This is a genomic window from Aquirufa sp., assembly GCF_044342065.1.
Lineage (GTDB): Bacteria > Bacteroidota > Bacteroidia > Cytophagales > Spirosomataceae > Aquirufa.
The window spans coordinates 54,748-80,159 of record NZ_JBIIQN010000001.1; the positions used below are offsets into that span (position 1 = coordinate 54,748).

Annotated in this window: 22 protein-coding genes and 1 riboswitch; of the genes, 10 read left to right on the forward strand and 12 right to left on the reverse strand. The window is 39.4% G+C overall.

The window, feature by feature from the left end; all coding sequences use genetic code 11:
• Positions 1-23 precede the first annotated feature (23 nt).
• Positions 24-3,509 (forward strand): VCBS repeat-containing protein, encoded by a 3,486-nt coding sequence (locus ACIQZ2_RS00250; protein WP_395766820.1) that lies wholly within the window; start codon positions 24-26, stop codon positions 3,507-3,509.
• Here ACIQZ2_RS00250 and ACIQZ2_RS00255 read toward each other — a convergent pair.
• Genes ACIQZ2_RS00255 through ACIQZ2_RS00265 form a run of 3 tightly spaced genes read right to left on the reverse strand, consistent with a single transcriptional unit; the run spans position 3,498 to position 9,373 of the window.
• Positions 3,498-4,982 (reverse strand): FG-GAP repeat domain-containing protein, encoded by a 1,485-nt coding sequence (locus ACIQZ2_RS00255; RefSeq protein ID WP_395766821.1) that lies wholly within the window; start codon positions 4,980-4,982, stop codon positions 3,498-3,500. The genes ACIQZ2_RS00250 and ACIQZ2_RS00255 overlap by 12 nt on opposite strands.
• Entirely contained in the window at positions 4,975-7,284 is a 2,310-nt protein-coding gene (locus ACIQZ2_RS00260; RefSeq protein WP_395766822.1) for a penicillin-binding protein 1A, read from the reverse strand. Before ACIQZ2_RS00260 ends, ACIQZ2_RS00255 begins: the two co-directional genes overlap by 8 nt.
• A 1-nt stretch (position 7,285) precedes the next feature.
• The gene (locus ACIQZ2_RS00265; RefSeq protein WP_395766823.1) at positions 7,286-9,373 is read right to left on the reverse strand and encodes a tetratricopeptide repeat protein; all 2,088 of its coding nucleotides are present in this window, start codon (positions 9,371-9,373) and stop codon (positions 7,286-7,288) included.
• A gap of 93 nt (positions 9,374-9,466) precedes the next feature.
• Between ACIQZ2_RS00265 and ACIQZ2_RS00270 the strand changes: the two genes are divergently transcribed.
• The 5 genes from ACIQZ2_RS00270 to ACIQZ2_RS00290 are packed head-to-tail and all read left to right on the forward strand — an operon-like array spanning position 9,467 to position 15,112.
• Positions 9,467-9,652, forward strand: a complete 186-nt coding sequence (locus tag ACIQZ2_RS00270) for an AtpZ/AtpI family protein (RefSeq protein ID WP_395766824.1) — start codon at positions 9,467-9,469, stop codon at positions 9,650-9,652.
• Positions 9,653-9,707: 55 nt separating this feature from the next.
• Complete coding sequence (gene mrdA / locus ACIQZ2_RS00275) at positions 9,708-11,567, forward strand: penicillin-binding protein 2 (RefSeq protein ID WP_395766825.1); 1,860 nt, start codon at positions 9,708-9,710, stop codon at positions 11,565-11,567.
• Positions 11,564-12,856, forward strand: coding sequence for a rod shape-determining protein RodA (gene rodA / locus ACIQZ2_RS00280; protein ID WP_395766826.1), 1,293 nt, complete (start codon positions 11,564-11,566; stop codon positions 12,854-12,856). The genes mrdA and rodA overlap by 4 nt, the downstream gene beginning before the upstream one ends.
• A gap of 1 nt (position 12,857) precedes the next feature.
• On the forward strand, positions 12,858-14,090 hold the full coding sequence (locus ACIQZ2_RS00285) for an MFS transporter (RefSeq protein ID WP_395766827.1): 1,233 nt from the start codon (positions 12,858-12,860) through the stop codon (positions 14,088-14,090).
• Complete coding sequence (locus ACIQZ2_RS00290) at positions 14,090-15,112, forward strand: hypothetical protein (RefSeq protein ID WP_395766828.1); 1,023 nt, start codon at positions 14,090-14,092, stop codon at positions 15,110-15,112. Before ACIQZ2_RS00285 ends, ACIQZ2_RS00290 begins: the two co-directional genes overlap by 1 nt.
• Here the strand turns inward: ACIQZ2_RS00290 and ACIQZ2_RS00295 are convergent.
• The 6 genes from ACIQZ2_RS00295 to ACIQZ2_RS00320 form a co-directional block, all read right to left on the reverse strand.
• Complete coding sequence (locus ACIQZ2_RS00295) at positions 15,109-15,483, reverse strand: DUF423 domain-containing protein (RefSeq protein WP_395766829.1); 375 nt, start codon at positions 15,481-15,483, stop codon at positions 15,109-15,111. The two genes, ACIQZ2_RS00290 and ACIQZ2_RS00295, sit on opposite strands and share 4 nt — an antisense overlap.
• 42 nt (positions 15,484-15,525) lie before the next feature.
• Positions 15,526-16,062 (reverse strand): ATP synthase F1 subunit delta, encoded by a 537-nt coding sequence (atpH, locus tag ACIQZ2_RS00300; RefSeq protein ID WP_395766830.1) that lies wholly within the window; start codon positions 16,060-16,062, stop codon positions 15,526-15,528.
• A gap of 11 nt (positions 16,063-16,073) precedes the next feature.
• The gene (gene atpF / locus ACIQZ2_RS00305; protein ID WP_395766831.1) at positions 16,074-16,568 is read right to left on the reverse strand and encodes a F0F1 ATP synthase subunit B; all 495 of its coding nucleotides are present in this window, start codon (positions 16,566-16,568) and stop codon (positions 16,074-16,076) included.
• 130 nt (positions 16,569-16,698) lie between these two features.
• Positions 16,699-16,944: an ATP synthase F0 subunit C gene (gene atpE / locus ACIQZ2_RS00310; RefSeq protein WP_377983654.1), complete on the reverse strand. Its 246-nt coding sequence runs from the start codon at positions 16,942-16,944 to the stop codon at positions 16,699-16,701.
• Between the two features lie 37 nt (positions 16,945-16,981).
• Entirely contained in the window at positions 16,982-18,085 is a 1,104-nt protein-coding gene (gene atpB / locus ACIQZ2_RS00315; protein WP_395766832.1) for a F0F1 ATP synthase subunit A, read from the reverse strand.
• A 100-nt stretch (positions 18,086-18,185) separates the two neighbouring features.
• Positions 18,186-18,545: a hypothetical protein gene (locus tag ACIQZ2_RS00320; RefSeq protein WP_395766833.1), complete on the reverse strand. Its 360-nt coding sequence runs from the start codon at positions 18,543-18,545 to the stop codon at positions 18,186-18,188.
• 80 nt (positions 18,546-18,625) lie between these two features.
• Positions 18,626-18,741, forward strand: a riboswitch (SAM riboswitch).
• A 7-nt stretch (positions 18,742-18,748) separates the two neighbouring features.
• Between ACIQZ2_RS00320 and metX the strand changes: the two genes are divergently transcribed.
• Together metX and ACIQZ2_RS00330 are read left to right on the forward strand one after the other, a co-directional pair.
• Entirely contained in the window at positions 18,749-19,825 is a 1,077-nt protein-coding gene (gene metX / locus ACIQZ2_RS00325; RefSeq protein ID WP_395766834.1) for a homoserine O-acetyltransferase, read from the forward strand.
• Positions 19,826-19,907: 82 nt separating this feature from the next.
• Positions 19,908-20,705, forward strand: coding sequence for an SDR family oxidoreductase (locus ACIQZ2_RS00330; protein ID WP_395766835.1), 798 nt, complete (start codon positions 19,908-19,910; stop codon positions 20,703-20,705).
• Here ACIQZ2_RS00330 and ACIQZ2_RS00335 read toward each other — a convergent pair.
• Positions 20,692-21,888, reverse strand: a complete 1,197-nt coding sequence (locus ACIQZ2_RS00335; protein ID WP_395766836.1) for a nucleoside permease — start codon at positions 21,886-21,888, stop codon at positions 20,692-20,694. The two genes, ACIQZ2_RS00330 and ACIQZ2_RS00335, sit on opposite strands and share 14 nt — an antisense overlap.
• 307 nt (positions 21,889-22,195) lie before the next feature.
• Between ACIQZ2_RS00335 and ACIQZ2_RS00340 the strand changes: the two genes are divergently transcribed.
• Positions 22,196-22,666 (forward strand): DUF3592 domain-containing protein, encoded by a 471-nt coding sequence (locus tag ACIQZ2_RS00340; protein ID WP_395766837.1) that lies wholly within the window; start codon positions 22,196-22,198, stop codon positions 22,664-22,666.
• 282 nt (positions 22,667-22,948) lie between these two features.
• Here ACIQZ2_RS00340 and ACIQZ2_RS00345 read toward each other — a convergent pair whose 3' ends face one another.
• Positions 22,949-23,470, reverse strand: a complete 522-nt coding sequence (locus ACIQZ2_RS00345; RefSeq protein ID WP_395766838.1) for a nuclear transport factor 2 family protein — start codon at positions 23,468-23,470, stop codon at positions 22,949-22,951.
• A 12-nt stretch (positions 23,471-23,482) separates the two neighbouring features.
• Positions 23,483-24,742, reverse strand: coding sequence for a serine hydrolase domain-containing protein (locus ACIQZ2_RS00350; RefSeq protein ID WP_395766839.1), 1,260 nt, complete (start codon positions 24,740-24,742; stop codon positions 23,483-23,485).
• Between the two features lie 101 nt (positions 24,743-24,843).
• Here ACIQZ2_RS00350 and yidD point away from each other — a divergent pair, with 101 nt between their 5' ends.
• Entirely contained in the window at positions 24,844-25,053 is a 210-nt protein-coding gene (yidD, locus tag ACIQZ2_RS00355) for a membrane protein insertion efficiency factor YidD (RefSeq protein ID WP_395766840.1), read from the forward strand.
• Positions 25,054-25,412 lie beyond the last annotated feature (359 nt).

Sequence of the window (25,412 nt, forward strand, 5' to 3'; positions counted from 1 at the left end):
GTAGTTCAAAGATTAAGCTCATCATGTATACAAGATTACTTTTTGCCTTTATTATTTTATTCTTTTTTGCTTCCTGTAAAAAGACAAGCACTTTCGAGCAATTATCTGGTGATGATACCGGTATTCATTTTTCAAACACCATCGCGGAAAACGATACGTTAAATATTTTGAAGTATGAATATCTATACAACGGTAGTGGAGTAGGGATGGGTGACTTTAATCAAGACGGCCTTTTGGATATTTTCTTTTCTGGTAGTCAAGCGAATGGAGCACTTTACCTAAATAAAGGCGAAATGAAGTTTGATGACATTTCAAGAGCCGCGGGCATTGATACCAAGAGTCGTTGGTGTTCAGGTGTGTCTATTGTGGATATCAATGGAGATGGACTTTTAGACATTTACGTATCCGCAACGATGAAAACGTCTTTACTTGATCGAGAAAATATGCTTTTTGTCAATCAAGGTGTCAAAAATGGTATCCCATCCTTTAAAGAAATGGGTGCAGCATATGGAGTGAATGATGCAGGTCACAGTGAGCATACTGCCTTTTTTGATTACGATCGAGATGGGGATTTGGATATGTATGTCTTAACGGATGTCATTGACCAATTTCCTTCTTTATATCGTGCGAAAGTTACGGATGGCTCTTATCCTAACACAGACCGACTGTATCGTTGTGATTATTCAAAAGAAAAAGGTCATCCCGTATACACCAATGTTTCTAAAGAAGCTGGCATTACTCTTGAAGGCTATGGTTTAGGAATCAATATCTGTGATATCAATCAAGATAATTGGCCGGATATTTATATAACCAATGATTATGTTTCTGATGATATTTTATACATCAATAATCACGATGGTACCTTTACGGATCAAGCCAAAACCTATTTTAAGCATACCAGTTTAAGTGCTATGGGTAATGACGTGGCTGACATAAACAACGATGGCTTACAAGATATCGTTGCTTTGGATATGTTACCCAAGGATAATGAAAGGAAGAAACAATTAGCTCCCCCAAACAGCTATCAAGCGTATCAAAACTCAGATTTGTACGGTTACACCTATCAATACATGCGAAATACGTTGCAAGTTAATGCAGGAAAGAGCGATGCAGGTAGTCCACTGCCATTTCATGAAATGAGTTTATTGGCTGGTGTCTCTGAGACCGAATGGAGCTGGTGTCCATCGTTAGCCGACTTTGATAATGACGGTTTCCGTGATTTGTTAATTACGAATGGATTTCCGCGAGATGTTACGGATCGTGATTTTATGTCCTATCGTGCAGATGCTCAGAAACTAGCCTCTGATGCCATTTTGTTGGAACAAATGCCGGTAATTAAGGTAAAAAATTATGCCTTTAAGAATAAGGGAGGCCTAAAGTTTGATGATGTAAGTGCTGCTTGGGGCATTAATGTGCCATCCTTTTCTAATGGCGCTGCTTATGGAGATTTAGATAATGATGGAGATTTAGATTATGTGGTTAATAACATCAATGATGAGGCTTTCGTGTATCGAAATAGCACGTTTGAAGAGGCTCCTGAAAAGGCCCGTTTTTTGCGTGTGAGTTTTGAAGGGAAGGGTTTAAATAAGCAAGGAATTGGGGCTCGCATTGAAGGGCTTTTTGCCGATGGTACCCATTTTTATTATGAGAACAATCCTTATCGAGGGTATTTATCCAGTGTTGAGCCCATCGCACATATTGGCCTTGGTGCTAGACAAAGAGTAAAAGAATTACGCGTTATTTGGCCAAATGACTCTATGCAGGTAATTAAAAACCCAGGTGTTAATCAGGTAATCAAGGCGTCTATCACAAAAGCGAACCAAACGTATCAAACACTATTTACCCAGGAGAAGTCATTGTTCTCCGAGATTAGTGATGCTGTACAGCTGACCGACGTTCATAAGGAAATGGATTTTATAGACTTTAACTTCCAGAGCACCACGCCCCATAAAATGTCGCAGTTAGGCCCTGGAGCCTCAGTAGGAGATGTGAATGGCGATGGCCGCGAGGATTTGTTTGTAGGCGGTTCTAAATTCTATTCGGGAACTTTTTATCTCCAACAAGCTAACGGAACCTTTACTAAAAATTACTTGGAAGGGGCGTATGATGCTCCTAAAAAATTAGGTGAAGACTTGGGGAGCTTATTGATAGACATGGACTCTGATGGAGATTTGGATTTGTATGTTGCACGGGGGGGGACAGAGGAAAAAGTTGGGTCAGATACTTCACAGGACGTTATCTACGTAAATGATGGGAAAGGGAAGTTTACATTACAAACATCTGCTCTTCCATTATTTACAGAAAGTAATTCGGCTGTTCGAGCTTCTGATGTTGATCATGATGGTGATTTAGATTTATTCGTGAGCGGGCGTAATGTTCCATTTCAATATCCGAAAGGAACGGTGTCCCGTTTACTGCGTAATGATTCGAAGTCGGGTGGTATCAAGTTTGTCGATGCGACGGCCCAAGTAGCCCCTGAGTTATTACAAGAGGCAATGTATTGCGATGCGGTTTGGACGGATTACAATCAAGATGGTTGGCAAGATTTAGTAGTTGCCGGCGAGTTTATGCCGATTCAGATTTTTCAAAATACGAAAGGTCATTTGAAAAAATTAACGGATACCGGTTTAGAGCAGTCAACAGGTTTATGGGGTTCTATTACTGCTGCTGATTTTGATCAGGATGGTGATATGGATTTCGTCGCAGGTAATATGGGTAAAAATACGCTGCTTCGCGCCAATGTTAAACAACCCGTAGATGTTTTACATGGTGATTTGGATGGTAATGGCGTCTATGATGTTTTTCCTTTTGTTTATTTCCAAAATGCTGAAGGCATTGCTATTTCAGCACCTTTATTTGGCAAAGATGATACACACAAGCAAATGAATTCGACAAGGGCTCGATTTGTATATTACAAGGATTTTGGAAAAGTAACACAAGAAACTTTTTTATCTGATTCTGAAAAGAAGAAGGTTAATAAATTAGTTCTGACGGAGAATGCTTCCATGTATATTGAAAACAAAGGTGAGGGTAAATTTGAATTACATGAATTACCTTTAATGGCTCAGGTTTCAGCAATGAATGGCATGCAAGTGGTAGACGTGAATCAGGATGGTTACTTAGATATCATTTATGTGGGTAATAATTTCGGTAATGAGGTTGCTATGGGACGATATGATGCATCCAACGGGGGTGTATTACTCGGAGGACCGAAAGGATTCCACTACTTTGCTAATGCGGGGATTTTTGTACCTGGTGATGCGAAGGCCTTGGTAGGTATCCAAATCGGGAAGGAATTAGCCTATGTGGCGCTACAGAATCGGGGTGCTATGAAAGTGTTTAAGCCTTTAAATCCCTTGCAAAAGGCTAATGTTCCGGTAGGAAAAGATTTCAGTTATGTATTTAAAGGTCGGAAACAAAAGATTGCTTGGACATATGGTGCTTCCTACCTGGGTCAAAGTAATCAAGCGCAGGCCTTTATACCCATTGGCGCAAAATTAGCGCAATAAGTTTTTTATATAATGCATTTGTAAGCCAGGAGGAATTTTAACTTCTGGCTTTCTTTTTCCAAACTGGTAATTTCCTAAAAGTAGATCAATATCACCATCTTTATCTAAATCACCTGCGTCCATAACCATGTAATGAGCTCCAGCCGGAACACCTAGGTTGGTAACCTTGAATTGTAAGTTACCTTGATTCTGTAAGTATAGAAATCCCTCATGTATTCCTTTGTCATTTTCTGCGAAGAATGCAATCATAGCCAAATCAAGATCTCCATCTTGGTCAAAGTCACGTGCAAGTGTTTTAGATGCCCCGTAGGCAGGGAAAAAGTATGATTCTTTAAAATTATTTCTACCATCATTTAGGTAAATATGTATGCCATGATAAGCTTTTTTTGAGTAGGAATAATCGGCATTATCCCCATTGGATACGATGATATCGACATAGCCATCTTTGTTCATATCAGCAATTTCCATATAATTACTGCCAAAAACAGCGTCAAATTGTAATAAGGGCTTTTCGATAAATTCACCTTTCCCTTTGTTTATGAAAAGGGTAACGCCTTCGCGAGCTTGTGCCGTTAATACCATTACATCAGGCAAGCCTTCGCCTGTAAAATCACGAATTACCACATTTCTTGCGCCGGCTTGAATTTTTAGTGGATGCATGGAACGGTTCTTGCCATCAATCCAATTAATTTGGCCTTGCTCATTTCCATATTCACATAGAACATAATCCAAAGTTCCATCTAAATTAAGATCGGCGACTTGAAAATCAACTGGCCGCTTGAGTGAATCCAAGATAACTTTGGTTTTTGTTCCTTGTAATTCATAAATGGATCCTAATCTTAAATCATTCGGTTGCAATTTGCCTATTCCCACGAGAAAGGTTCGAGGGCCTGCAAATTGCGATAGCACATTTGCTGAACCTGTTTTAATCTGGGTCTTGCTTTGTAGATTTTGATCTAGAATTAAGGTGGAATTTGTTCGCATTCCTACCCAAACTTCGGGTTTACTGGGATGGATTTTAATGGAAGTAACGCCAGCAATAAGGTCTTTTGGAGTAACGTAATCTTCGACTTGAAAGTGGAGGGTATTGGAGGTGATGGATTCCTTTTTCTTTTGTTCCAGTGGTTTTTCAGGCGCATTTCGAAGGTAGTAATTCATAATTGCCTGCCATTCCTCCTGTGAGATTTTGGGAGTTTCTGGATAAATGTTCATTTGTAATACTGCTTGGAACTGCTCCTCTGAGTATCTTGACATTAATTCGAAGCGATTTCCTAATCCCAAACGGTAGGCCATTTCAGGTAAAACCCCATTTTCCCAGGTCTTTTTATCCAATAAATTGGGTTCAGGAAATTTGTGGCAAGACCCACATGTTTTTTTGGCAATTGCCTCTTCTTTCTCCTCTTGTGTTTGTTGGCAATTGAAAAATAAAAAACTCAATAGACTGATATATAAAATTGGTCTCATTTTATTCATTAGGTATTTCGACGGCTGTTGAATCAACGGGTACTTGCCCTCCACCGTAACAGCTAAAATCAAAAGAAAAGTTTTCCGGTTTGGTAAATGGCATTTTTCGATAACCTTCAATGGCAAGCGATTGATCAGCGTAAACTTTTTCCATGAATTTAACATAAGCTGGCATAGCCATTTTTGCACCTTGTCCGAGTGCAGTTGTTCTAAAGTGGATGCTTCTATCATCACCTCCAACCCAAACGCCGGCCACAATTTTCTGTGTTACTCCCATGAACCAGCCATCCGAGTTATTTGATGTGGTACCGGTTTTAGCCCCTATTTCATTGCCGGCCACGATTGTGCTACGCTTTAGGCCCTCAGCAGTACCACCGGGTTCCTGAACGGCACCTTGCAACAAATAGGTCATCATATACGCAGTTTCTGGCTTGATGACTGTTTTTATTGGTGGCGAGTATTCTTTTAATACATTACCCACTTTGTCGGTGATTCGTAATACCACAATCGGATCAATTCTTTCACCACCATTTGCCATGGTGCTATAGCCCGAAACTTGTTCGAATAATGAAACTTCAGATGCCCCCAAACACAAAGAAGGAACTTCATGCAATGGGCTTTCTATGCCACATTTATAGGCAAATTCAGCCACTTTCTCAGGTCCTAGTTGTTTTATTAATTTGGCAGCGATGGTATTCACCGACAACCCCATTGCCCTACGTAACCTCATGCTACTGTAGCTGTAGCCACCGCCAGAATTTTGAGGAGTCCAAGTGCCTCCACTCAGTCCATCTTCTTCACCAAAAGTCACAGGTTCATCCACAAATAAATCACAAGGCGTTGCAATCTCATTTTCGATTGCTGCTCCATAAACGAAAGGTTTGAAGGTAGATCCGGGTTGACGTTTGCTTTGAGATATGTGATCGAATTTGAAGTATTTATAATTGATTCCACCGATCCACGCTTTAACATGTCCGTTGGTTGGATCCATGGCCATCATACCACAATTAAGTATGCGTTTGTAGTAATTTAATGAATCCATTGGGCTTAAGGTGGTGTCTTTATCCCCATCATAGGTAAATACGGTCATTTTAATGGGTCTTTTAAGCTCCTCCCAGACCTTAAATTCATCATTATTGTAGGCAGCCATTAGTTCACGATACCGTTGTGTCCTTTTCATGGCATCTTTTAGGAAGCCCTTGATTTCGGTCATTTGCTCATTTACCCAAGGGTTTCGACCTCTCCAATGCTCATAAAACAACTTTTGTTCTGCGCGCATGTGCTCTTTTACGGACTCTTCAGCATATTTTTGCATCCGAGAATCGATACTGGTATATATTCGAAGACCACTTGTGTATAAATTTATTTGCTGGTCCTCAGGACGATCTTTATTTAACTCCTTTATGGCATCTAACACTTGACGGCGTATAGCTTCGCGGAAATACGGCGCTGCACCTGTATTTTGATTTTCAACCCGGTAGTTCAGATTCAAATCTGCTGCTTGTAAGGTGGGAAGTTCCTCCGGCTTGATGAAATCATATTTGGCAAGTTGGCTGAGAACAACATTTCGTCTTTCTAAAGTCTTTTCAGGACGAACGCGCGGATTATAAAGAGATGGATTTTGTAATAAGCCAATAAGCGTAGCAGCCTCATTGATGCTAATTTCACCTAATTCTTTTTGAAAATAGGTCCGACAAGCCACTTGAATCCCATAGGCATTATTCCCAAAACTTACCTCATTTAAATACATGGCGATGATTTCTTGCTTGGTATACCTTCTTTCTAATCGAATCGCTAAAATCCATTCTTTTACTTTAGCTATGACAATTTTTAATCCTGGTATTTTCATTAATAATCCCATATAAACGGGGTCATCCTCCCCAAATTCCAAGGTGCGGGTGTGAAATAGATTTTTTGCTAGTTGCTGGGATATTGTACTGCCACCGCCTGCGGATCCCATAGAAAATACGACACGAAACAAGGAACGAATGTCAATGCCTGAATGCATACTATATCGAACATCCTCTGTGGAAATCAAGGTATTAACAACATTATCAGGTAATTCTTCAAAACTTAATGGATTCCGATTTTCTCGAAAGTACTTGCCAATTTCTTGTCCATCTTCCGAAATAATTAATGATGCCACTTGACTTTGAGGATTTTCTAATTCCTGTAAACTCGGCATACTTCCAAATAACCAAAGAAAATTAAAGTTCACAGCGATAATAAACATGACAAATCCCAAGGCCAAGCCACCGAATAATTGGTAAAGAAATCGTATCGTACTTTTGTATTTCCCAGTTTCTAACATATCATTTATTTTTAGGGATAGCGTTAACTCGTTCTTCAGCTTCCGTTTTTAATGGGCTAAATGGAAATAGCTGAATAAATTGATTTAATATTTTCTCGTATTGTTCCCGGTCTTTTAGTCCTGCATAACATAAGGCACTTAAAAATACGACTTTATCTTCTGATTTACTTCCTGGAAAATCAATCCTTATTTTTTGGCAATCTCGAAGTGCCGATTCGAATGCATTTGTTTTAAACAGATTGAGGGCACGTTCATAGGCTTTTTCTGCTTGTTGCTCTTTGCTATCGGATAGGTTACCTGTTTCTGATTTTAAGATGGTTAGTTTGTAAATGGATTCAGGGAATCGATCAAATAGCGTATTTCTATACTGGCTTTTCTGTTCTTTATTTTCCGCACAGGCATACAAAAGATACCATACTTCAGCTTCGTGTGTCGTATAGGGATAGTCTGTCATTAAGCGCTTTAAATGTTGATTTGCTAAGGTATTATTCTCCATCTGTGTCTTGCAAAATTTGCCTAGGTCAAACAAAGCTTGCTCCTTTTTTTTGTTGGAGCTCAATAGTTTTTCATCTGTCAAAGGAATGGCATCTAGCCATATTTCCAGGGAGTCTACCTTATCTGTTGGGCTTATTGGTCGCGTTTTATCTGTAGTTGTTTGACTTACATTTTCAATCATTGACAAGGCAGCATTTTGCTTATTTTTGCGATTCCAAAAATCTTCCAAAGTACGAATCCCCCACTTCATACTGAATTCTTGCTCGCCTTTTATTCGAGCTTGGTCATTGTAAAAATAAAAACTTTGTTGGTCCGCACTTGGTGGCCTGCGGGTAAAGGTTGCTATTACTTTTTGTGGAATTACTTGGGCCTTTTGTACGGAATCTTTTGTACGCGTATTTTTCAATTGATTTTGCTTGTATATAGCTTTTAGCTTATCCAAAGGAAGTTTAGCCAATTTTTGTAATGAGTCTTGTTCAAGTATAATTTGGTCAAACTTGACGTATTGATTCCAATCTTTTTGAGCCTTTTGCGCCTCGCTATACAGTGGATGCTTAGGGAATAAATTCGTAGCCGCTGAATCGAAATATGCAGATGCCCTGGTATACTCCAATGTTTGGGTGGAAAACAAACGACCAAGTTGGAAATACAACTCTCCCTTATTGGGATTATTTTGAGTTGCTTTTTGCCAAACGTCTTTAGCTCGGTTCAAATCCTTTTGTTCTAGGTAAATTTTCCCCATGGCCACATAAATCTCCGATTTTTGATCTTCATTTTTGGGGTCTGCTAATAATCGCTCTAAGTCTGCTATTGATTGATCCAAGGATTTATACGCGATGTTGGCCCGTAAAGTCAATTCATAATTCGACTTCTGCCGCATGCTATTCTGATAGGCTTTTTTCGCGAGGGAACTTTGATTAATCGATTCATAGAGTTGGCCTAAAATATAATATAAACGCCCTCGTTCACTTCGGGTTTTTGCCTTGTCTATAATTTGCTCTAGCACGGCAATACAGGGCTTCGTTTCTCCTTTTAGCTGATGTTCGTATGCCTTGACCAACTTATACCCTCTATTTTCAAGTTCATTTTCTAAGATAAAGCTTTCTGTTTTTTCAGCTGATTCAAAATCGTTTTGCATTAAATAAACCAGGTAAAGTTGGGTTAATGCTTGGCTTTGCGTTTGCCGATCGGGTTCTAGGGTATTGATGTATTTAAGCGTTTCAAGCGCATTTTTATAGTCTTTTTGCAAAATGCGACCTTCAGCTATTAGCAAGTATGCATTATCTAAGTAAGTTGAATTTTGATGTCGATCAATGACCAAGGAAGCTTTTCTTATCAGATTCCCTATTTCAAGGTTGTGTGAAATTCCAAAACTTGTGTCAATGGGTGTGATGATGGGGAGTTCTCTTGAATAATTTTCTATGCGGTCGTTATTCCATTTATTTTTAAGATCAATCAATAAACGATCTGCCTGCCATATGGCGTTGAATTTAGCGTTGATGTTGTGAAATGTTACGGCAGCCGGTTTGGTACTGTGCTGTGAACAGCTCCAAGAAACCAATAAGATAAAGGCAACCGAAAGATATCGACTCATATGATGTAGTAAATACAATTTTCAAATTTACAATTTATATAAATGAAAAAGTCATAAATTTAGTGTTCGGTCAAAGGATTATTTTTAATTAAAATGCAATCATATCAACGATTTATTGGGGCGGCATTTCAAATGTTGGTGACAATTTTAGGTGGGGTCTACCTGGGTCGTTATTTAGATGGCTATTTTCAAACCCACACGCCTTGGTTTACCTTAGGATTTGCCTTGGGGTCTATCGTATTGGCGATGGTAGCATTGATTAAAAGCCTCCCCAAATAAATCGCAAAAGATTCCGTAAATTGCTGTTATTTTTCATACTTAACCTCGCCTCAGCGTGTTCGAAGGTCGCCGACTTGTACTTTTTCTTGTTTTTGTGAGCATTGGCGTGGTGTTCATTGGTAAGTTGTTTTATTTACAATTGATTGATGATACCTATGAGAAAGCTGCTGATAATAATGCCATTCGAAAAATTATTCAAGTTCCATTCCGAGGTGAAGTTTATGATCGAAAGGGGAAGTTAATTGTATATAATACCCCTGTATATGATGTGTACATCACCCCAAGGAAGGCCTCTGTAAAAGATACGAATCGATTTTGTAAGTTATTTGGTATAACACGGGGGTATTTTGATACCGTTTCAAAGCAAGCGAGTACCTACTCCCGCGTAAAACCATCTTTGTTTTTGAAGCATTTGTCTAAAGAGGATTTTGCGCGTATTCAAGATGCCATGGTTGATTATCCTGGTTTCACCATAACGACCAATGCTTTCCGTACTTATCAATCTGCCGCCTTTTCCAATGCGCTCGGATATGTGGCTGAAATCGATCCAAATTCTCTGAAGGACCAAAAGGATGATTATTACCGACAAGGGGATTTTGTGGGTATTTCAGGCTTAGAATCCTATTACGAGGATGATTTACGGGGACAACGCGGGGTAAAATATCGAATGGTTAATAGTAATGGGGTAGAAAAAGGTGTTTACAAGCAGGGTAAACTCGACGTTAATCCCATTGCGGGTAAAAATTTATATACCAGTATTGATATTCGTTTACAAGAATATGCAGATAGCCTAATGCGGCGTAAGGTGGGTAGTGTCGTGGCGATTGATCCTGCTACCGGAGAAATATTAGCCATGGTTTCGGCACCCTCTTATAATCCAAGTCTTTTGGCGGGTCGAAATTTTTCGAAATATTACCAAAAACTTGCATTGGACCCTTTGAAGCCGTTAATCAATCGGCCACCTTCTGCCTATTATCGACCGGGATCTACTTTTAAATTAGTACAAGCGCTTGTAGGCCAGCAACTGGGATTTATTGGTCCGGGTACTGTATTCTCTCATGCGGGAGCTCCAGTAAAATGCCACGGTCATGGTCCAGTTGATTTACGCGGGGCGATTCGGGTCTCTTGTAATCCATATTTTTACCATGCCTTTAGAAGAATGGTTTATGACAATACCACGGGAGATACTTATGAACGATCCGCTAAAGGCTTACAACGTTGGGCAGATTTAGTTGCTAATTTTGGATTTGGGCGCAAATTGGGCGTGGATTTGGGTAATGAAAAAAAAGGAATTCTACCCAATGTCGATTATTATAATGCGGTTTACAAAGGAAGTAATACTTGGAAGTTTTCAAATATTTATTCAATTAGCATCGGAGAGGGAGAGATTGTCGTAAGCCCGTTAAAAATGGCTAATTTGGCTGCTATCATAGCGAATCGTGGCTGGTACATTCCTCCACACCTGGTTAAGGGGGTGGGGCCAACCAAGAGTATCGATCCATTCTACAAAACGCCTGTAAAAGTAGGTGTGGAGTCAAAGTATTTTAATGTGGTGATTGATGGAATGCAAGATGCTGTGCGAAATGGAACTGTGGAGGCAGATGGTCGTATTCCCGACATTACTATGGTGGGTAAGACGGGTACCTCCCAAAACCAAAAAGGGAAAGATCACTCCATTTTCATTGCTTTTGCCCCGCGTGATAATCCCAAAATCGCCATCGCCGTTTTTGTTGAAAATGCGGGTTTTGGTGGATCTGCCGCGGCACCTATTGCATCTTTAATTGTAGAAAAATATATAAAGGGTCATGTTGATAGGAAGGCGGTTGAATCGAAATTTATGAACATGAGTTATTTGGCAAATGTCACCTATAATCGACCCGTCAAAAAAACGTCAAGCGATAGTTTAAGAAAATGAGTCAATCATCCGGATATAAGGCAAGTCGTTTGGACTGGTGGAGCGTAGGATTATATTCCCTATTCGTTTTGCTGGGATGGTTGAGTATCAATTCAGCAGTATTTAATCCGGAAGCGCCGCTAGGCTTTTTTGATGAAACATTTTATACCTCAAATGCGGGCAAGCAACTGATTTGGATAGGGTCAAGCTTTGTTCTGATCATGTTTATTTTCGCCCTGGATTTCCGCTTCTTCGAGTCCTTTGCACCACTGATTTACGGATTATTTATTGTGTTGCTTGTTCTGGTTCCATTCTTGGGGGTAGCGATTAACGGTTCACACTCGTGGTTTAAAATAGGTACCGTTACCATTCAGCCTGCAGAATTTGCTAAGACAGCAACCGCCTTGTTAATAGCTAAATACCTGAATGACCCTCAGGTTAGTTTAACTCGCTTTCGAGATCAATGGAAGGTGGCTCTCATCATTATCATTCCCATTTTGTTGATTATTGCATCCAATGAAACAGGTTCTGCCTTGGTATTTGTTTCCTTTATTATTTTGCTTTATCGCGAGGGCTTACCTGGGGAATATCCAGGATTATTGTTAGGGGGTATTTTTTTATTTGTTAGTGCGCTAATTCTAGAGCCTTTAACCATATTTATTTTGTTGGTAATCTTCGCGGGTATTTTGGTCTTGTTAATGCCCATTTACTTGCGACGTTTGTATCAAACCTATGTGAAGATGGCATTGGGTGTTGCGGTGGTCATGACATTGGCGATGTTGGTAGAATGGGTAGTTAATAATGTCCTAAAAGAACACCAGCGCAATCGAATTAAAGTTTTATTGGACCCAGATTTTGATCCGAGGGGTTTGGGATATCAAGTTACCCAGTCCAAGATTGCGATTGGATCCGGGGGATTTTGGGGTAAAGGTTATTTGGGAGGGACGCAGACCAAATTTGATTTTGTTCCTGAACAGAGTACGGATTTTATTTTTTGTACAATTGGCGAGGAGTTTGGGTTTATAGGAGTTGCGGGCATAATCATTCTATTTTTAGTTTTTTTATGGCGCTTGATGTACCTGGCCGACTTGCAGCGATCTCGCTTCGCACGAGCGTATGGTTATGGTGTTGTAGGGGTATTGTTTTTTCATTTTTTGGTGAATATTGGCATGACCATTGGTCTAATGCCAATCATGGGAATTCCATTGCCATTTTTTAGTTATGGCGGATCGTCCTTATGGTCCTTTACCATTTTGCTTTTTATTTTTTTAAAATTAGACTCTCATCGGTCGGATATGCTTTCAAGGTAGTATGGAAAACGAAAAAATCTCTTCCAAAGCTAAAATGCTCATCGCCGTTGCTGCGCTTGGCTATTTTGTGGACGTGTATGATTTAATCCTATTTACGGTCGTCCGTAACCCTAGTTTAATGAGTTTGGGTTTATCAGGTTCAGAACTTTTGAATCAAGGGTTAAATCTAATGAATATACAAATGGGAGGCATGTTGATTGGCGGCATATTATGGGGAATTTATGGAGATAAGAAAGGGCGTAAATCGGTGTTGTTTGGTTCAATAATTCTTTATTCGGTTGCCAATGTTTTAAATGGTTTGGTGACCGATTTGAATTTGTACGCCTTGCTTCGCTTTGTTGCGGGGATTGGCTTAGCAGGTGAATTAGGCGCTGGAATTACCTTAGTTAATGAAACGTTGCCCCCATCCAAACGTGGCATCGGGACCTTGATAATCGCCGGTGTGGGAGCCGCAGGGGCGGTATTTGCTCCCATCATCGCAGGGCTAAGTTCCGATCCAGAATGGTGGAGAACGTGTTATTTTATCGGTGGAGGAATGGGATTGGCACTATTGTTACTTCGTTTGGGCACTTTTGAGTCATCTATGTATGTGCAGATGGATTTAGGTGTAGAAAAAGGAAATTTTTTCCAATTGTTTTCAAATGGAAGAATATTTAAAAAATATTTATACTGCATTCTGATGGGATTGCCAATCTGGTACATCATTGGAATTCTCGTTTTTTCAGCACCGGAAATTTCAGCATTGGTTGGGATCGACGGCAAACTTAGTGGTGGGGATGCCATCATGTATTGCTATTTAGGTCTTGCCTTGGGTGATTTTGCTTCAGGTGCTTTAAGTCAATGGTTAAAGAGTCGAGGAAAGGCGGTATTTATATATTTAGTTATTGCTGTGGGTATATGTATTTACTATTTATTTGGCATGTCAAATATTACCACAACACATGCCTATGCCATGATTGCATTTCTAGGTTTTTTTGGTGGTTATTGGGCCGTTTTTTTGACCTATTCCTCGGAGCAATTTGGTACCAATATTCGCATGACCGTTACGACCACAGTTCCAAATTTTGTGCGAGGGGCTTTGATTCCAATCTCATTGCTTTTTAAGTTTTTAATTCCTTCCGTTGGTTTGATTCATGCAGCAAGTTATGTTGGCATTTTATGTTTTTCTTTGGCCATTTTTGCGGTTTCTCAATTGAAAGAAACCTATGGTAAATCATTAGACTACATCGAATAATGGCCTTAATTTCAAAGAAAAAAGCCCCTTTTCGAATAAATAATCAATTGCGCAGGTATTTGCATAAATACAATCGTGAGCATGAGATGAATATATCCTATCAGGATTTATTACGCTACGCAAACGCCATTGTTTTATATGATAAGAATGGTCAAGATACCTTGTGGGAGACGGTTTTTTATTCGCCATCCGATCAAGATGAAGTTTATGAATCCTTGAAGCAGATTTATGCCGATTTGAAAACGGATGGGAATGAGGAGGTAATTAAGCATTTGGTGATTGATCGGGTAGATTACTGTACCTATGGCAATACCCACCCCTTCCGCATTCGGATTGTGAATAGAGTGAATGATAATTTCGACTATTTCTACATCAAAATTGCCGATGCCTCTCGTGTATATGGGCTTGAATTAGAGCATATCTTATCGCCAAACCGGATCAATTATGTTACGTCTGATAACACACTTGTGGAAGAGCATATTGCTGGAATTCCGGGGGATACTTTTTTAATGCAGGATTTGGAGCGTGAATTAGAGTCACCTATCCGTTTAGCAAAGGAGTTTGTAAAATTCAATGAACGTTGTTTGGTACAATTGTTAGGGGACATGCACAGTGCCAATTTTGTGATCATAACGAATCCGGATTTCGAAGAGATTTATTATCGGATCCGACCAATTGATTTTGATCAGCAGTGTTATGAGGGCAAGAAGTCGGTCTACATGCCTCAATATTTCAAACAGAATAATTCATTGATTGAATTAGGCATGAAGTATATGACTCCTGAATCGGTTTGGCAATACCAAATTGAAGAGAGGTCCATGATTGCTAGCCGATTGAAGTCGGAGAGCCAACGGGTCTCTGATTTAATGACGGTTATGTCAAAAGATGATATCGCAGCTCCTGAGAATATTGATCAGTTAAAATCTGAATTAGCTAAGCATTACAATGATGATCGTTTTCTCAAGTGTAAGACTATGGGAGAAATCGTTTGGAATAGCTTGGAGCTCGTGATGCGACATTAAGTTTGTTTCAATGTTGCGTAGGCCATAAGGCTCATGCCGCTGATGTAAGCCAACCCGCCAATGGGCGCAACGGCTCCCCAAAGTGCATTTTGTGTGATGCAAATTAAGTATAAAGAGCCCGGAAATATCAGGGTACCTGTGAATACAAGATATCCTGCTGTTTTTAAATATTTATTGGAAATATGCATTTGCCAAACGCCTAAAATCAATAAAATAATTCCGCCATACATTTGATACCTTGCTGCGGTTTCGAACGTTTCTAAGCGGTTAATATCGCGTAAGTAATCTTTCCATGCATGCGCGCCAAATGCGCCAATAGCAATCGAAAGTCCGGCAGTTAAGGACCCAGTAAATAAAGAAAACTTTTTCATGAGTAGGGAATAAAAAAAGGCCTTGTTGCCAAGGCCTTTTGATTATGATGCTAAAGAAACTTTTAGGTCATTTAGCTTCCGCTTAATCGAGTCATCGATTTGTTGGTCGCCAACTTTCAATATGAATCCACCAATAAGACTTTCGTCTATTTGTTCGATCAATTCGACGTTCTTACCTGTGTAATCTTTTACAATTTTGGAAACGCTTGCTTTTTGATCTGCAGTTAAGGCAGATGCTGTCGTTACGGTTGCTTTTTGGATTCCTTTGTAATCTGTGTACATCGAAATAAATTCTTTTGCTACGGCCGGAAGGATTTTCTCACGATTTTTATTGGTGATGATCACAAAGATGCCATACGTAACGGGATTGAATTTATCTTTAAATAGCTTGGCAAGTATTGCAAGCTTGGTATAGTGCTTGATGATGGGGCTTTTAAGTGCGAGTACTAATTCATAACTTCCTTCACAGGTTTCTGCGAAATCGATTATGTCTTTAGCTACTTCTTCTACGGCATTTTTTTCAATGGCGAAGTCAAGGAGCGATTTTGCGTACCGGTGAGCTACAATTAATTCTGACATGGTTTATTCGATTAAGATAATTTAACGTCAGCCATCCACTCTGTAACTAGTTTCTCTTGAGCGGCTTTGTCTTTTAATTGGCTTTTTAACACTTTTTCAGCCAAGTCCAATGAAAGGCTTGCGGCTTCCTTGCGAATTGCGGCTACAGCACTCGCTTTTTCTTGTTCGAAAGAAGCGCGGGCTTTTTCGATTTCTTGGTTTGCTGCAGTTTGTGCGTCTAATTTTGCTTGTGCAATCATTGCATCTGACGCTTCTTTCGCTTGTTTAATCAATGCATCGCGTTCTGCACGAGCTGAAGCAATTAATTGTTCATTACCTGCTTTCAACTCGGCCATTTCTGCGCGTGTTGTTTCAGATAATTTAATCGCTTCGTCGATGGATTGCTCCCGCTCGGCCAACGATTGAATGATGGGTTTCCAAGCAAATTTGGCTAAAAGGAAAAATAAAATTCCAAAGACAAGTAGTTGCCAGAAGATAAGTCCAAAGTCTGGGGTAATTAACTCCATGATATATAAATATTTACAGTATTTCGTTTTTTAGAAAACGCAATTTGGTGCCTAATGCATTCCAAATCGCGTTTTAAATGTTTTGAATAAGGATTCCAAGGCTAACCCTTGGGCTCATTCGTTTGGTTTCTTATTTCAAAGTAACCAATAGACAAATTACAGCAGCGAATAACGCAACTGCCTCAACGAAGGCAGCAACGATCAACATCGCACCCTGAATTTTTCCAGAAGCTTCTGGTTGGCGAGCAATAGCTTCCATAGCAGAACCACCAATGTTACCAATACCTACTCCAGCTCCTAATGCAGCTAAACCAGCACCAATACCTGCAAGACCAAGACCTACAGAAACTTCTAATAAAATCGATAAAATAGACATACGATTTGGGTTTATATAATAAAAAATAATTTACAAATTAATGGTGATGCTCTTCGACCGCCGATCCGATATAATTCGAAACTAACATCGTAAAGATGAAGGCTTGGATGAAGGCAACAATTAACTCGATTACATTCATGAAAAGCGAGAAAGGAACTACAGCGAGTCCTAAAGCGGCATTTTCAAAAATGAAAATCAAGGATACTAAACTCAATAAAATGATGTGACCAGCTGTGATGTTGGCAAATAAACGAACCATTAACGAGAACGGTTTCATGAATACACCTACAATTTCAACAGGCGTTAAAATGATTAACATCCATTTTGGAACACCTGGCATCGCGAAGATGTGAGTCCAATAAGCGGAGCGACCATTCACATTGGTAATAATGAAAGCGATAATCGCTAATACAAGTGTTACCGCGATATTTCCCGTTACGTTTGCTCCTCCAGGAATCAAGCCCAACATATTATTGAACCAGATAAAGAAGAAGATCGTCAATAAATAAGGCATGAAACGGCGGTAATGCTTTTCGCCTATGTTGTTCTTTGCAATCTCGTCACGCACAAAAATGATGATAGGTTCAAACATGGATTGTAGGCCCTTTGGCGCTCTGTGAGGATTATCTTGGTATTTTTTGCCAATACCTATGAAAATTGTCAACAATAGAACAGCTGATATCAACAAGGAAGCTACGTTTTTCGTTATAGAAATGTCGTAAACTTTTTCGCCATTTTCTGCGTGAATTTTTCCGTGCGCTAAAACTAAACCGTTGTATGGCACCTCTTCATGGTGTTCATTTTTAAATTTAGCGGAAGAAAATACTTGTAAACCAGCTGATTCTGTGTAAACAATACAAGGAAGTGGTAAAGTAGCATGGAAATGGCCTACCGTAAAGAAATGCCACTCATGCTCATCTGCAATATGGTGTAGGATTAATTTACCTGGATCAAATTTGGTAGGTTCGGCTTCTTGAGTTGCTTTTGAAGCGGCATGAGTTGCCGTGTCTGCGTGAACTTGTGTTTTATCATGTGCCACGACCTCTTCATTTGCGAGCAGCGAAAAGCTTGAAAAACTGAATAATAATCCAATGATTATATTTGAAAAATACATTTTCTTAAAAAAAGTCTTAATCGGCATCGTAATTCTTGCTTTTACTTTATTGATTTCAAATGATTAGCTAATTCGTTGATTAGCTGTTTTTAGGGCAGAAAAAAAGAAAAATTTAGTTAGCCTAATTCTAAAAACGTCGCAAGTTACGAAGCAAGCCAATTATTTCAAAATTTGCACTACATAAATAGAGTACAAAAAAGTTGATTACGAACAAGTATATTTCTGGGGTGCCGGAATAGGCGAAAAAACCAATGAACGAAAGGCTTAAAATGAAGCGTATGGTAAGATTAACCAGTTGGAATTGGACGAATTTTTCTTTTCCATCTTTTAGTCCAATTTGTGCAATGTTGAAAGTTAAATAGGACTGAAACGCTAAAAATACAAAAATCATACTCACATTGGGGTGCAACAACTTTGACCAAGGGCTCAAATGAACCGCATAGAGTATAATAGCGAAGGCTATATAAAAGAGATTTAGTTGTTTCATGGGGCAAATATCAAGAGATTTTTGGAATTTCCTGATTTCATGATTTACTTTGTCACCTCATTCAGTGGCTGTGAAGCATTGAATTATAAAGAAGAAGGGAGAGACTAGGCTCATTGATCTTCTGGCAACCCGTCAAAATTTGACCCCGGTGCTAATTCCTACCCCAGGCGTTTGTCTGTTTAGGGAAATATAAATCGTTACCGATGCAAGCAGAATTTCGACACTATCATTACCCCCATTCCTTTCCCCTAGAAAATGGAGCATTACTCCCACAACTTGATTTGGCCTACCAAACATGGGGCCAACTGAACAAAGCGGGCGACAATGTGATCTGGATTTGCCATGCATTTACGGGCAGTCAGGATGTTGCCGAATGGTGGCAAGGGCTTGTTGGCCCTGGAAAACTATTCAATCCTGAGAATAATTTCATTGTTTGTGCCAATATTTTGGGTTCGCATTACGGTTCAACTGGGCCACTTTCTACCAATCCCGAATCGGGTAAGCCTTATTTTCATAGTTTCCCGGATATCAGCATACGCGATGTAGTCCATGCCTTTGAGTTATTGCGTAAGGAATTAGGCATCAAACGGATTAAGACGTGCATTGGAGGATCGATGGGTGGCCAACAGGCTGTAGAGTGGGGAATTATCAATCCTGATTTAATTCAGAATTTGATTTTAGTGGCGACGAATGCGGTGCATTCTCCGTGGGGAGTTGCCTTTAATGAGTCCCAGCGCATGGCGATTGAGGTAGATAAAACTTGGGGAGAGTCACATGCGCTAGCGGGGATAGAGGGGATGAAAGCCGCGCGAGCCACCGCTTTAATTTCATACCGGAATTACGAAACCTATCAAATTACCCAAGCGCGCCAAGATCATTCGTTGGAAAAAACCCTACGTGCCGTATCCTATCAGCGCTACCAAGGGGAAAAATTAGCTCAACGCTTTAACGCTTATTCATATTATGTTCTTTCCAAAATGATGGATTCACAAGACGTGGGGCGTAATCGTGGAGGAATTATTCCTGCGTTAAAATTAATTAAATCAAATACACTCGTAATTGGAATTAAGTCCGATGCGCTATTCCCGATTGTTGAACAAGAATTTTTAGCTAAACATATCCCAGGGGCTTCTTTTCAGGTAATTGACTCCCTTTATGGACATGATGGGTTTTTAATCGAAAGCGGCTTGATGACCAAGGCAATTCGCTTATGGCAGAAGTTGCAGCTTTTAGAGGTTAATCCCATGGCGGAGTTTTTTCGGGAGTTGGAGCAATTGTAGAGACGCGACACCTCGCGTCTTTGCGTATGAAGACGCGAGGTATCGCGTCTCTACGTTCAACATTTTTCCTATCTTTGAAATCATGGAATTCAAAAACAAAATTGTCTGGATTACAGGAGCATCTTCGGGAATTGGAGAGGCATTAGCCTATGAATTTGCTGCACAAGGCGCGAAATTAGTCTTGTCGGCTCGTCGCGAAGTCGAACTGCAAAGGGTGGCTCAGGCCTGTGAAGAACAGGGTGGGAGCGCATTAGTCTTGCCTTTTGATATGGTGGATTTAGCGGCGCATGGCCAACAAGTCAATCAAGTTTTGCAAACCTTTGGTCGAATTGATGTGCTGGTATTGAATGCGGGGGTAAGCCAAAGGTCATTTGTATTGGATACTAAATTTGATGTATATCGAAGTTTGTTTGAAGTGAATTTCTTTTCGATTGTGCATTTGGTCCAACAAGTCATTCCAGTTTTTCAAAAGCAACAAGCAGGTATTTTTGTGCCTATTGCATCGGTGGCAGGTCGGATTTCAACGCCTCGTCGAGCAGCCTATGGAGCCACCAAACATGCTTTAATTGGTTTTTTTGATTCGGTCCGCGCTGAGTTGCATGCGGATGGTGTTCAGGTGACGACTATATTGCCAGGTTATATTCGCACGGAGATTTCTTTACATGCCATGAATGAACATGGGGAAAAATATGGTAAAATGGACCCTAATCAGGCTAAAGGATTAGATCCGCAATTCACCGCCCAAAAAATAGTTCATGCCGTCTCTCAGGGCAAAAACCACTTTTTCGTTGGGGGCGCTTTGGAGAGATTTGGCTTGATTGTACAGCGCCTCTTCCCTTCCATCGTGCCTTATATGCTTCGTAAAATTAAGAATACGTAGGCTTGGCCTTTTTTTCATTAAAGAAGAATATAAATAGTAATAATACCACGCCTGCGATTGCAGCGGGTACCATCCATACAGCTTGCCAGTCTTTTACTTTATCTACGGTGTAGTAATCCAGTACGATACCTGAAAGCTTTGATCCAATGCCCATTCCTATACCGTAGGTGGCGAAAGTAATTAAACCTTGGGCGGAGTTCTTAATTTTTTCGCCTGCTTTTTGGTCTGTATAAATCTGTCCTGTCACAAAAAAGAAGTCATAACAAACACCGTGTAGAATAATCCCGATATATAAGATCCATTCGCTCGAAATTCCATCGCCATATCCGAAGCATAAAAAACGAACAATCCAGGCAATCAATCCTACAACGAGCATCTTTTTTACCCCTAAGCGGATAAATGCCACGGGAATTAATAGCATGAAAATCACTTCTGAAGCCTGCCCGAGCGACATTTTATTCTCCACATTGCTCATGTGCGAATCCGTTAACGAAGGGTTTGCCATCGCGTAATAGAAGGATAACGGAATACAAATCAAGATAGAGGAAATAAAGAAGATTAGGAAAGAGCGATCTTTAAATAGCTTCAGCGCATCTAAGCCTAAAATTTGTGCCACAGAGGCATTTTTGTCGCCTTTTGGTGGCGTATTGGGTAAAGTAAACGAATATATTCCCAAAATAAACGATGTGTACATGGCGATTTCAAAAATGGCAACTTTGTCACCTAAGGCATAATAGCCGATAATATTGGTCACGACTATCCATGCAATTGTACCCGTTACCCGAATACTAGGAAATTCTTTCTCCGGATTTGCCATTTGATTCATCGCAATTGAATTCGAAAGTGCGAGGTTGGGTGCGAAACATAGTGTATAAGCCAAGATGTACCAGAAAAATACCTCAGGGTCTCTCTCGAGGCTAAGGAAATAGAGTATTATACCTCCCAAAATATTCAAAAAGCCCATCACTTTTTGGGCGGAAAAATAGCGGTCTGAAATTAACCCAACAAAGAAAGGGGCAATAATAGATGCAATAGCAAAGGTGGTGTATGCATTACCAACTTGATCGCCACTGGCTTTTAAATTATCAAGTAAGTATTTGCTCATTTGTCCATACCAAGCTCCCCAACCGAAGAACATTAGGAACATCATAGACATGAGTTGAATCTTTACATTATTTTTCATCGTTTTTCAGGTTTAGCGAGTTCAAAAATACAAATTTGAAAGAAATATCAAATTTTCTGAAAATATATTTTTAGGCCTTTTGACTTGATTTCGCAAAGCTAAAATCCCACAATACTCCTATTTTTTCCAAGAATGGGTCAAAATCAAATCCTGTTTTTGTTAAATCTGCAAAAAAGTCATTTTGCGCCCTCAAATTCGAACTTGGAAGTGTTTTTATTGCAAGTGCTAAGTATTTGATTTTCAGATATATTTCTCATTCATTTGATGAAAATTTGAAGTGCAGCTAGCCTTCAATCAAACTAATCCAATGAATCTAGTCAGTGTTTTATTGATTTCAGCTCGACCAACTGGTTCCTTTCAGGGTTCTATGACCTTATTTTTGGTGCTGTTTTCGTTTATAGCTTTTGCTTTGATTGGTTTTGGGATAATATTGTTTCAAAAGCGTAAAGCTTGGTTGGCGCATTCAAAAATGACTTATGGAAAAATAGTAGAAATTTCTAGGCGATATGCACGAGATGACCATTCAGGTAGATTTCCTATTTATTTTCCTATTGTATCTTATTATGTAAACGGGAGCGAGTTCCGTCGGGAGGCTGATAAAGGCTTGGCTAAGAACTGTGAAGTTGGACAGGAGGTACCTGTGCGGTATTTAACTGATAACCCGTATGAGGCATCATTGAATGAAACATCAATACCAGTTTTGAATCCAACGGTATTTTTCGTGTTGGGTCTATTGATGTTGATAAGTTCGATTGCCCTTTCTTTCTTACACAAATAGGGATTTGGCGCTTGATGATTGACTTTGGAGACGCTTTTGCGTCTTTTTTTTGTTAGTTAATAGTTGTGAGATACACAGGTAGCTTCGGAATTCATTATACGTGTGCCAAAGAATACATCGTCCAATGCTAACGTCCATCGTCCAATGCTAACGTCCATCGTCCAATGTCCAACGTCTAATGTCTAACGTCCAACGTCTAATGTCTAACGTCGAGCGTCTAATGTCTAACGTCTAACGTCCAGCGTCTAATGTGTCTAACGTCCAACGTCTAACGTCTAATGTCTACCAACCGTCATCTTTCTTTGGTTTAGCATTCGCCGAATTTTTTTTCGCGGGAGCTTGCGTACTTGCTTTCGAACTACTTGTTGGCGTATTGCCTTTCAGCGTTACATCTAATTCAACGCGGCTAAAAACGCGGGTGACAATTTTCCATTCTCCATTTATTTGCAACAAACTCAATAAGTCGATGTACTTGAAGTCGGCGAATTGCAATTCGACTGCAGCTAAGCCTGATATGCCAGCATATGAATAACTGATCAGTTTAGTTGTAGCTTTTACGCCACCTGCTGGGGTTTTAGAAATAAAGGTTTTAACTGGGAAATCTTGAATTCTTCCTGTGCTAGCATTGACGGTGCGTAAAATGGCCGACGAATGGAAAGCTTTGCTAAGTTTGGCCGTATCACCCGTGGTTACGCCTTCGAAATAATGATCAACCGTCGCTTTGATATCTTCATCTGCATTTTGACCAAAAGCAAAAATGCTGATGCATACGAGAATGAAACTGAGAGATAGTGCTTTTTTCATAATGATTTTAGATTAGTTGCCAACTTGTACAAATTCATTTGGGGCCTGTTCTCCTTTCAAAAATAAAGCAGATTTTTCAGGGTATAGGATTGATTGAACGATATTAACTTTTGAAAGGGCATGATTAGCCATATTGCCCAAAATAATAATGGCTGAATTGTCTTTAGGATTGTGAAGGTAGTAATTTTTGAATCCATGCCACCAACCTGTATGGTAAGTTAGCCATTCTCCATTTTCTAATTGTGCTAATCGCCAACCGAATCCATAGTTTTTAGGAAGTAATTTTGGGGTGGTGTGTTGTGGGGTAAATGCCTCTAATAATGTCGAAACTTTAACAAGTTTTTCATCATTTAAAGCTACATCCCAGTGGTAAAGATCTTCTACGGTTGAATAGACTCCTTTGTCGCCGGTAACGCCATCTAAATGATTGAATTCAGAAACGACTGGTCCCCCTTTTTGTGGAACATAGCCCGTAGCAGCAGTACGTAACATTTCTGGGTGCATTGGATCATATACAAATGACTCTGACATTCCTGCGGGAATAAAGAGATTCTTTTTTGCATATTCTCTAAAATTCATGCCGCTTAATTTTTCAACAATATAAGCAAGTAACATGTAGTTGGTGTTGTTGTAGCTAAACTTGGCATTTGGACGGTAGTCTATGGCAGGTTTTAGTCGCAACATCAATTCTACTACCTTTTGATTTGTCAGCGGAAGTTTCTTATCATAGGCCTTATCCATGTTGAATGCGTAATCGGATAAGCCTGATCGATGCGTTAACAGACTCCTAATTGTGATAGTTGAATCATAAGGGAACCCAGGAATATGTTTGTAGATGGGATCTTCATATTTCAGAAGCCCCTTTTCGTATAGTTGCATAATAGCAACTGCAGTAAATTGTTTTGAAACAGATGCTAGTTGAAAGGGGGTGTGGGTATTATTCGTGCTTTTTGTAAAATAATTAGCGTATCCAAATCCTTTTTTGAAGATTATTTTTCCGTATTGGGCAACTAGAACGACCCCGTTAAAGCCTGCTTTTGCTTGGAGTTTAGTGAAAAATGTATCGAGTTTAATTGATTTTTGTTTGGCAATTTCAGGATTGTATAAATTCGCAAGACTATCATTGCGTTTTTCAATGTCGGTTTTTTCGTTGAAAAAACTTTTTGTTGGATGCGATGCAATTAAAAGTCCCAATATCGAAAAGAGGGTTAATATGCCTATGATTTTAGGGGCTTTGGGTAATTTCAACATGTAATTGAATAAGCGGTTCATTTCAAAGCAATTTAGCTGAATTCGTATTTTTAATCAAGTCTAATAGCATCTTTATTTCTGCTTAATTTGTTAATTTAGAGCTATAAAAATGCTTTGAGCTCATGAAATATCTCTTTATTCTATTGATTCGCGTATATCAAGGGCTTGTTTCGCCTTTTCTTCCGAATGCGTGTCGTTTTCAGCCAACATGCTCCGAATATGCCAAGCAAGCTTTCATAAAGTATGGATTTATAAAAGGCTTTCAATTAGCTGTTAAACGTATTTCCTCCTGTCATCCTTGGGGAGGTAGTGGTTATGATCCGCTGCCTTAAATTTGTAATACAGATTAGCACTGTCCAAAAATTACAATAAATTGTATTATTCCGTTTTAGACTAAAATGTTAACTGGTAATTCCTTACCGATAAATAATTCATTTTTTTTGAAAAAAATTTCTATTGAAAAAATACAATCGAATTTAAGCCATTTTAGACTAATATATCAACTAAATATACCGCGCTAAATATATATAACTATAAATTAGATTATTTCGTGAACCTGTCCTATACTGTGCTAATTATTAAGAAATTCTAATTTTCGTCCAATTTATAAGTCCCTAATCATCGTTTCATTAATTAAAATCATTTTTTTATTCAATTTTTTATTCTTTTTTTTGCCTTGGTTTTGAAATTA

What these genes read in the sequence shown, in the direction of transcription:
- atpH (WP_395766830.1), bottom strand. Translation starts at nt 16,062, where the DNA reads ATGTCAGAATTAATTGTAGCTCACCGGTACGCAAAATCGCTCCTTGAC.
- atpE (WP_377983654.1), bottom strand. Translation starts at nt 16,944, where the DNA reads ATGTCTATTTTATCGATTTTATTAGAAGTTTCTGTAGGTCTTGGTCTT.
- ACIQZ2_RS00335 (WP_395766836.1), bottom strand. Translation starts at nt 21,888, where the DNA reads ATGAAAAATAATGTAAAGATTCAACTCATGTCTATGATGTTCCTAATG.
- ACIQZ2_RS00260 (WP_395766822.1), bottom strand. Translation starts at nt 7,284, where the DNA reads ATGTTAGAAACTGGGAAATACAAAAGTACGATACGATTTCTTTACCAA.
- ACIQZ2_RS00255 (WP_395766821.1), bottom strand. Translation starts at nt 4,982, where the DNA reads ATGAATAAAATGAGACCAATTTTATATATCAGTCTATTGAGTTTTTTA.
- ACIQZ2_RS00285 (WP_395766827.1), top strand. Translation starts at nt 12,858, where the DNA reads ATGGAAAACGAAAAAATCTCTTCCAAAGCTAAAATGCTCATCGCCGTT.
- atpF (WP_395766831.1), bottom strand. Translation starts at nt 16,568, where the DNA reads ATGGAGTTAATTACCCCAGACTTTGGACTTATCTTCTGGCAACTACTT.
- yidD (WP_395766840.1), top strand. Translation starts at nt 24,844, where the DNA reads ATGAAATATCTCTTTATTCTATTGATTCGCGTATATCAAGGGCTTGTT.
- ACIQZ2_RS00340 (WP_395766837.1), top strand. Translation starts at nt 22,196, where the DNA reads ATGAATCTAGTCAGTGTTTTATTGATTTCAGCTCGACCAACTGGTTCC.
- ACIQZ2_RS00350 (WP_395766839.1), bottom strand. Translation starts at nt 24,742, where the DNA reads ATGAACCGCTTATTCAATTACATGTTGAAATTACCCAAAGCCCCTAAA.
- atpB (WP_395766832.1), bottom strand. Translation starts at nt 18,085, where the DNA reads ATGCCGATTAAGACTTTTTTTAAGAAAATGTATTTTTCAAATATAATC.
- metX (WP_395766834.1), top strand. Translation starts at nt 18,749, where the DNA reads ATGCAAGCAGAATTTCGACACTATCATTACCCCCATTCCTTTCCCCTA.
- ACIQZ2_RS00265 (WP_395766823.1), bottom strand. Translation starts at nt 9,373, where the DNA reads ATGAGTCGATATCTTTCGGTTGCCTTTATCTTATTGGTTTCTTGGAGC.
- ACIQZ2_RS00250 (WP_395766820.1), top strand. Translation starts at nt 24, where the DNA reads ATGTATACAAGATTACTTTTTGCCTTTATTATTTTATTCTTTTTTGCT.
- ACIQZ2_RS00330 (WP_395766835.1), top strand. Translation starts at nt 19,908, where the DNA reads ATGGAATTCAAAAACAAAATTGTCTGGATTACAGGAGCATCTTCGGGA.
- ACIQZ2_RS00270 (WP_395766824.1), top strand. Translation starts at nt 9,467, where the DNA reads ATGCAATCATATCAACGATTTATTGGGGCGGCATTTCAAATGTTGGTG.
- ACIQZ2_RS00290 (WP_395766828.1), top strand. Translation starts at nt 14,090, where the DNA reads ATGGCCTTAATTTCAAAGAAAAAAGCCCCTTTTCGAATAAATAATCAA.
- ACIQZ2_RS00320 (WP_395766833.1), bottom strand. Translation starts at nt 18,545, where the DNA reads ATGAAACAACTAAATCTCTTTTATATAGCCTTCGCTATTATACTCTAT.
- ACIQZ2_RS00345 (WP_395766838.1), bottom strand. Translation starts at nt 23,470, where the DNA reads ATGAAAAAAGCACTATCTCTCAGTTTCATTCTCGTATGCATCAGCATT.
- ACIQZ2_RS00295 (WP_395766829.1), bottom strand. Translation starts at nt 15,483, where the DNA reads ATGAAAAAGTTTTCTTTATTTACTGGGTCCTTAACTGCCGGACTTTCG.
- rodA (WP_395766826.1), top strand. Translation starts at nt 11,564, where the DNA reads ATGAGTCAATCATCCGGATATAAGGCAAGTCGTTTGGACTGGTGGAGC.